The organism is uncultured Thiocystis sp. (assembly GCF_903866365.1).
Taxonomy (GTDB): Bacteria; Pseudomonadota; Gammaproteobacteria; order Chromatiales; family Chromatiaceae; genus Chromatium.
On the sequence record NZ_CAIPNF010000348.1, the window covers coordinates 1 to 8,059 of the forward strand.

Annotated in this window: 6 protein-coding genes; 1 reads left to right on the forward strand and 5 read right to left on the reverse strand. The window is 61.3% G+C overall.

Annotated features, from left to right (window positions below):
- The first annotated feature begins 139 nt into the window (after positions 1 to 139).
- The gene (locus QZY07_RS19525; protein ID WP_295406250.1) at positions 140 to 748 is read left to right on the forward strand and encodes a hypothetical protein; all 609 of its coding nucleotides are present in this window, start codon (positions 140 to 142) and stop codon (positions 746 to 748) included.
- Between the two features lie 564 nt (positions 749 to 1,312).
- Here the strand turns inward: QZY07_RS19525 and QZY07_RS19530 are convergent.
- From QZY07_RS19530 to QZY07_RS19550, 5 genes are all read right to left on the reverse strand, one after another.
- Entirely contained in the window at positions 1,313 to 1,891 is a 579-nt protein-coding gene (locus QZY07_RS19530; protein WP_295406252.1) for a DUF1566 domain-containing protein, read from the reverse strand.
- A gap of 165 nt (positions 1,892 to 2,056) precedes the next feature.
- A complete protein-coding gene (gene holA / locus QZY07_RS19535; RefSeq protein WP_295406254.1) occupies positions 2,057 to 3,088 on the reverse strand; it encodes a DNA polymerase III subunit delta in 1,032 nt (343 codons plus the stop codon).
- Between the two features lie 9 nt (positions 3,089 to 3,097).
- Positions 3,098 to 3,595, reverse strand: coding sequence for an LPS assembly lipoprotein LptE (gene lptE / locus QZY07_RS19540; RefSeq protein WP_295406256.1), 498 nt, complete (start codon positions 3,593 to 3,595; stop codon positions 3,098 to 3,100).
- A 20-nt stretch (positions 3,596 to 3,615) separates the two neighbouring features.
- The gene (leuS, locus tag QZY07_RS19545) at positions 3,616 to 6,174 is read right to left on the reverse strand and encodes a leucine--tRNA ligase (protein WP_295406258.1); all 2,559 of its coding nucleotides are present in this window, start codon (positions 6,172 to 6,174) and stop codon (positions 3,616 to 3,618) included.
- Positions 6,175 to 6,420: 246 nt separating this feature from the next.
- Positions 6,421 to 8,059 (reverse strand): calcium-binding protein (locus QZY07_RS19550; protein WP_295406260.1); only part of this gene is annotated, 1,639 nt, incomplete at its 5' end.

Genomic DNA, 8,059 nt, shown 5'->3' on the forward strand with positions numbered 1-8,059 from the left:
AAACTCACGGTAACTGCGCGGGTAGTCGCGCCCTGCCACCAAGGTCGGGTATATGGATTGGTCAGTAGGATTCACCCCCACATCTTGCGACAGGAGGCACTAACCGACTACCCCCCTTCTGGAAAAGGCGCTCGGAGAGATGGAGACGGAGGGGATTCAACTCGCGACCTGTTGGTTCGAGCCGGATTCGGACAACCCGCTCGACGCGCTCCTCTTCGAGCTTGCCAATCAATTCGTCAGGCTCAGTCTCAAGACCGCTCCGCATGCCGGCGGCTTTGCCATCTTCGTCGATCATGAACTCTTCGAGCGGGTCGGCGGCTTCGACGAAAGGCTCCGGCTGGCCGAGGATCACGACTTCGTCAAGCGCGCCGCCCGCCATGCCCCGCTGCGCCTGCTCGAATCCACTCAAATCCGCATGAGCGTGCGGCGGCTGGAAAAGGACGGACGCTTCAGCTACAGCGCCAAGTGTCTCCAGGTCGAACTCTATCGGCTCTTTAAGGGCGAGGTGACCGAGGACATCGTCGACTACCAGTTTGGCTACGCGCCGTCGGACCAGGGGAACGGAACGGACGAGGGTCTGAAGCGGCTGATCGAGCGGATGGCGGTCTGGCGGCGCGACTATGCCGCGATGCTCAAGCGGGTGGCGCGGGACGTGAAGCAGGCACCCGAGGTGCAGGACACCATGGCCGAACTCCGGCGCAATTTCGATACCTTGAAGGAGGCGGTGCGGGCCTATCTGTCACGCTGACGCGAACTGAATAAAGAACCCCCGAAGTCCTGGGGTGAAGACTTCGGGGGAATGCTTTCCCGACAGAGGCTGCCGGTACTTGGGGCTGTCAGGGGGGAACAGCCCCATTTCACTCGCTAAATGAGACCCGGGTCACAGGGCTAAGTTCCCACACCGACCGCCTGACGATCACGATTGACTTCTCTGCATCCAAGGATTTGCATCCCGAAGATGGGTGCTCATTTAACGGTATCGTCATCGGATAATCTTCATCATGGAAAAATTCCAAACAAGATTACGCAAATAAGATGCCAAAAAGAAAAGCCGCTGATTGACGAGCCTCCATGCAGCTTGGCCGGTTTGGCCGAACTCGCAAACCTGTATCGTTGTAATGTTTTTGGAACAGTTTTCGCTCTCCAGGACCGCCGTTCGCCGATTGCCTTCATGTTCGATGTGGAACAACGCCATGATCGGGTCGCGACCTTCTTCACTCTTTCCATCCCTGTGGGCCACGCACAGAAAAACGCCTCTCTCCCAGGCCGGGAGAGAGGCGCCGCAGATGCCGCTCGGGCGATGTTTGAACTGTTACTGAGGCTTACCGTCGCGGACCGGCCAGACATACAGGTACGTCGTTTTATCCGTTCGATTCTGCGCACCGATGCATGCCCTGAAGTAATAGGCTCTCAACAGGTTCGAGGGTACCTCGGAGCCAGACCAATAAGGATTGGCCATCATGCCGGTGAATTTGCTCGTCAGAGTTGCGCTACTCGTAATCGGCGAACCGGGACTGAGACCGCCTTCCTCGTAGAATAAATGACCCAATTCGCTTTTGTTGCAGAGACTGGGTTGCACGCAGCCTAATGTTCCGGTCTCGTAGTCCTTGGCGGACCACAACCGCCAGTTGTTGAATCCCTTGAAATTTGCGGTATTCATCGCGGCGATCCAGCGCTGCGCGGTCTCCCAGGTCATCCGGCCGGTATCTTGAATACCCACAATCCCGAATTTTCGGGTCTTCGCCAGGTTGGCGTCCTTGGTCCAAGTGACATCCAGCACATCGTCATAAACGAGCCCGTTGCCGTAGCTGACAAGCTCGGCCCGAGCCGGGATTCCCAACATCAGCAGAATCATCGCAACAGCAAGAGGAAAACCTTTCAATTTAAACATGTTGATCATTGACCTCGCCAGTAAATGGGGCACAGAACAGCACTGATGATTGACACACTGACTTCAGCCATGCACCAAACAAGAGGCGCCGTCGCTGACGCGGCTTATCTATCCATTGATTTTGCTCTCTGTCAAGCCGGCGAATTTAGCAATCTGGCGGATATGTTATGCAATGCCGACAGGCACCTGAACACTTCCCGCGCTCAGCGCATCGGCGATGACACCCAGACGCTGCCAGGGATCGCCGGGGGCCAAACCCTTGATGGTGAGATCGGCCTTGAGACATTCCCGCAACAACCGGTGCAGCAGCGCAGGGGAGAGCCGTCGCAGCGCGCGCGCGATGACCTCCTGGCGCGGTCGGGGCACGCGATGCGCGGCGAACACCGGCTCGGGCGAGGTCCGCCGCGCAATCGCTCCGGCGATCTCCGCCAGCATCCGCAGTTCGCGGGCGAGCACCCAGAGCACCAGCGCGTCGGCGGTGCCCTCGCCGCGCAGTACCGACAGGACGCGCTGCACCCGCGCCCGGTCGCCGGCCAGCGCCGCGTCGGTCAGGGCAAAGAGATCGAAGCGGGCGCTGTCGGCCAGATTGCCGAGCAGATCGTCTAGGGTAAGCGGGCCGGGTTCGTGCAGCAACCGCAGCTTCTCGATCTCCTGCACCGCCGCCAGCAGATTGCCCTCGGCCCGTTCGGTCAGCAGCGCAGCGACGCCCGGCCCGGCCTGGAATCCCGCAGCCTGCAGGCGCTGCCCGAGCCAGGGCTCCAGCTCCTTTTCCTTCATGGGCCAGACCTGGACCAGAACGCCGATGGACTCGACCGTTTTGGCCCACTGGGTCTGAAGATCCTTGCGCTCCAAACCGGGCGCGAGGATCAGCAGCAGATTATCGGGACAGGGACGCGCGCAATAGGCGCGGACCGCCGCGCCGCCATCCTTGCCCAGTTTACCGCCGCCGATGCGCAGTTCGATCAGCTTGCGGGCCGAGAACAGCGACATGGCGTCGGCCGAAGCAGCCAGAAGGTTCCAGTCGAAGTTGCCGTCGGCATCAAGAATCTCACGTTCGTCGAATCCCTTGCGCCGCGCCTGCTCGCGAATCAGTCGAGCGGCCTCGCCGAGTTGGTACGGCTCATCGCCGCAGAGCAGATACACGGGTGCCAGACCTCGGCTGAGCTGGCCCGGGAGTTGGTTGAAACGTAGTTGCATGGTTGGCGGCTAAATTAATACGGCTCGCAGACGCATCAGAATACGATCTGCGGCGTCGGTGGCGAAATCCTGATAGATGAGTTCTTCTTCGAGTTGCTTCCCGAGCACCTCGACATCCGGGTTATCGAAGTTGCGCACCAGATCCAGGGTCTGCGGCGGAACTTTTTGCGCGCCGTCGGGCGCGACCGCATCGAAGCGCACCAGATAATGCAGCTCGAAGGCCAATGTCTTGCCGTTCGCGTCCACCGCCGCGACCCGCGAGGAACGATTTTCGGACAGGATGCGCAGAATCAGCCGGGCCTCGGCGGGGTTCGTGGTCAGGCGCACGTCGCTACCCGTTAACAGATCCTCGATCGCCCGGCGCACCGGCGAGCCCGGCGCGGACTGGAGATAGAGCGGATTCAGCGCCGGCGGAATCTCGATGCTGCCGCGCAGATGAAAACCGCAAGCGGTTAGGATCGGAAAGACAATCAGCAGAATCAGGAACCGAACGTTTCGTGACCCCATGTTTTTGTGAAACAAAAACATCAGGCCACGATATTGACGAGTTTTTTCGGCACCAGGATCACCTTGCGAACGGCTTTGTCGCCAATGAATTTGAGCACCTGCCCGTTGGCCAGGGCCGCCGCCTGGATCGTCTCCCGGTCCGCGTCGACGGGCACCTTGACGCTGGCGCGCACCTTGCCGTTGACCTGTACCACGTACTCGATGCTGTCCTGCCGGAGCGCGTCTTCATCCACCGTCGGCCAGGGAGCGGAGAGAATATCCTCGCCAAAGCCGAGTTCGCGCCACAGATGGTGCGTGGCATGGGGTGCGATCGGCGCCAGCAGACGCAGCACGATGCCCACGCCTTCGCGCACGATGCCGGCGCGCGCGGCGGACGGCTCCAGTCGATAGAGCGTATTGACCATGGTCATGCAGGCCGAGACCACGGTGTTGAACTGCTGTCGCTCATAGTCGAACAGGGCCTTGTTCAGGGTCGCGTGAAGCTCGCGACGCGCGTCGCGGTCGGCGTCATCCAGTTCGCCCACGAGCGCGGCGGCGGATTGAATCGACGCCGACTCGCCCACGGCCAGCGCCCACAGTCGTTTGATGAAGCGGAACGCGCCCTCGACGCCTTCGTCGTTCCATTCCAGCGATTGATCCGGCGGCGAGGTAAACATGGTGTAGAGCCGGACCGTGTCGGCGCCATAGCGATCGGTCAGCGCTTGCGGATCGACGCCATTGTTCTTGGACTTGGACATCTTCTCGATGCCGCCGAAGGCCACCGGCTGGCCATCGGACTTGAGAACGGCGCCCACCAGCTTGCCTTTCTCGTCGCGCTCGATCTCGATTTCAGTCGGATTGAACCACTGCTTGCGCCCCTCGCCATCCTCCCGAAACCAGGTCTCGGCGACCACCATGCCCTGAGTCAGCAGGTTCTTGAACGGCTCGTCGCAGTCGACCAGCCCCTCGTCGCGCATCAGCTTGTGGAAGAAACGGGCATAGAGCAGATGCAGCACGGCATGCTCGATCCCGCCGACATATTGATCCACCGGCAGCCAGTAGTTGGCGCGCGCGTCGAGCATGGCGGTATCGCAACCCGCCGAACAATAGCGAGCGTAGTACCAGCTCGACTCGAAGAAGGTATCGAAGGTGTCGGTTTCCCTCGTCTCCCCGCTCGGGAGATCGGAGAATGCCGGCATCTTTTTCAGGGGCGAGCCGGAACCGTCGACGATCACGTCCTCGGGCAGACGAACCGGAAGGTCGGTTTCGGGGCGGGTTCCTCCATCGGCGGTCCGCACCACCGGAATCGGACAGCCCCAGTACCGTTGCCGCGAGACGCCCCAGTCGCGCAGACGGAAGTTGACCGTCTTCTGTCCCCTGCCCCGCTCCGCTAGCCAGTCAGCGATGGCCTCGAAAGCTTGCGCCGAGGTCAGGCTGTCGAAGGGGCTGGAGTTAAAGAGGATGCCCTTGTCGGTATAGGCGGCCTGTTCGATCCCGCACGGGCTGTCGTCGACCGAGCGGATGACGGCCTTTTTCGGGATGCCATAGCGTTCGGCAAACTCCCAATCGCGCTGATCGTGCGCCGGCACCGCCATGACCGCGCCGGTCCCATAGCCCATCAACACGAAATTGGCGGCGAAGATCGGCACCGGCTCGCCGGTGATCGGATGAATGGCGTCGATGCCAAGCCGCTGGCCCTTCTTCTCCATGGTCTCGATTTCGGCCTCGGAGGTACCGCCCTGACGGCAGTCCTCGATGAAGGCGAGGATCTCGGGATGATCCAAGGCCGCGCGATGCGCCAGCGGATGTTCGGCGGCGACGGCGACATAGGTGACGCCCATGACCGTGTCGGGACGGGTGGTGTAGATCCCGAGCGTCTCCTCGCTGCCCGCGATGCCGAAATCCATGTGAACGCCCTCGGAGCGCCCGATCCAGTTGCGCTGCATGATCCGCACGCGCTCGGGCCAGCCGTCCAGTCCGTCGAGCGCATCCAGCAGTTCCTGCGCATAATCGGTGATGCGCACCAGCCACTGCTCGATTTCGCGCTTCTCGACCGGCGCGCCCGAGCGCCAGCCCCGCCCGTCGATCACCTGCTCGTTGGCCAGCACAGTCTGATCGATGGGATCCCAGTTGACCGTGGTCTTGGCACGATAGGCCAGCCCCTTCTCCATCAGGCGGGTGAACAGCCACTGTTCCCAACGGTAATAGTCCGGGTCGCAGGTCGCCAGTTCGCGCTCCCAGTCGTACCCGAAGCCCAGGGATTTGAGCTGGTCCTTCATGTAGGCGATGTTCGAGCGGGTCCATTGCGACGGCGGAATGCCGTGCTGGATGGCCGCGTTCTCGGCCGGCAAACCGAAGGCGTCCCACCCCATCGGCTGAAGGACGTTTTTACCCTGCATCCGCTGATAGCGCGCGATCACGTCGCCGATGGTGTAGTTGCGCACATGCCCCATGTGCAGCCGCCCGGAGGGGTAGGGAAACATCGACAGGCAGTAGAATTTCTCGCGGGACGGATCCTCGACGGCCTTGAAGGACTGGTGCCCTTCCCAATACTGCTGGGCTGCCGTCTCGACGGCGCGCGGATCGTAGTCGGTCTGCATGGGATTTGGTCTTATCGTCACGAGTGTTTGATTCAATCCCGGAAGGATACCGCAGAGGGATGCTTCAGCGCTTTCTTGTCAATGTTTCAAAGATGACCGACAGGAGCGAGATTGGATAAGCTCCAGATGAAAAAGAAATGTCTTACATCACGATTCGGTCTTGGTCGCCGCGCATCATCGCAGAGCGCGGTATTTCCTGCTCACGTTTCCGTTCGCCTGGGTGAACGCGAGACCTCTGGCAAGACTTCAAGTCACGACGAAATCTGCTGCGGTCAGCGCTAGACCAGTGCCGATAATCACCAACTGCACTGCGCCACCGACACCCGTGCCGTCGGCATCGTAGAACAGCGCACCGCTATCGGTGTCATACAGCATGAAGTCATTGGCATCAGCGGCCGTCCCAGCGGTGCTCGCGCGAAAATTGGCCGCCGAGAGCGTGCCAACGCCCGTCAGTTTCGTGAAGATTGCGTTTTCAAGTTGGATCGTATCGTCCGCGACACTGAAATCAGTGATCCGCTCAAGGTTGGTCGTGGCATTCAGGGCGGTATCGAAACGGAAAATGTCCAGTCCAGTGCCGCCGGTCAGGATGTCGTTACCGGTATAACCATTGAGGATATCGTTACCAGCTCCGCCGTTGAGGACATTGGCCCCGCTGTTACCGGTGAGCCGGTCGGCGTAGGCCGAGCCGGTAAGATTTTCGATCCCGATCAGGGTGTCGGAACCGGAGCCCCCGGTGGCCTGGACTGTCGCGAGGGCGAGACTGACGGTAACGCCGCCGCCAGCGTAGGCGTAAGAGACGGTATCGGTGCCCGTGCCGCCATTGAGGACATTGTTGCCCGCTCCGGCGTACAGCGCGTTAGTGAGGCCGTTACCGGCGAGGTTGGCGACGCCGGTCGCAAGGATCCGCCCATTCTCGACATTCGCGCCGAGGGTGTAAGTCGCGAGGTAGCTGTAAACGGTGTCGGTGCCGCCGGTACTCGCCGTGGCGTTGGTCTCGCTGACGACGTCGCCGATGTTGTCCACGTAATAGATGTCGGAACCATCGCCACCGACCATCCGGTCGGCGCCCACGCCCCCGTTGAGAACATCGTTACCCGCTCCGCCGGTGAGGACATTGGCCCCGCTGTTGCCGGTGAGCCGGTCGGCGTAGGCAGAGCCGGTGAGATTTTCGATCCCGATCAGGGTGTCGGAACCGGAGCCCCCGGTGGCCTGGGCCGTCGCGAGGGCGAGACTGACGGTCACGCCGCCGCCAGCGTAGCCATAAGAGACGGTATCGGTGCCTGTGCCGCCATTCAGGACATTGTTGCCCGCTCCGGCGTACAGCACGTTATTGAGGCCGTTGCCGGTGAGGTTGGCAACCCCGCTTGCCAGGATCCGCCCGTTCTCGACATTCGCGCCAAGGGTGTAAGTCGCGAGATAGCTGTAGACGGTGTCGGTGCCGCCCGTGCTCGCCGTGGCGTTGCTCTCGCTGACGACGTCGCCGATGTTGTCCACGTAATAGGTGTCGGAGCCATCGCCACCGGCCATCCGGTCGGCGCCCACGCTGCCATTGAGAACATCATTGCCCAAACCGCCGTTGAGGATATCGTTGCCGGCACGGCCATCAAGTACATCATTTCCTCCCCATCCATTCAACGTCTCGTTATCAATCGTCCCGATCAGACGGTCATTACCGTCCGTTCCATTCAGGTTAGAAGACACCTTAACGGTGTAGGAACCGATGCCGTCGTCCCCCAGCTCGCTAGCCTCCAGGTAATAGGTGCCGCTCTGGGCGGCGACATAGGAGAAGGTCGCTAGATCCGCGCCGAAGCCGGAGGCGATGTACCCGCCGGTGGCGTTGTACAGAGTCAAGTACGCCGTCTCCAGGGAGCCGGTCCCCGCAGCG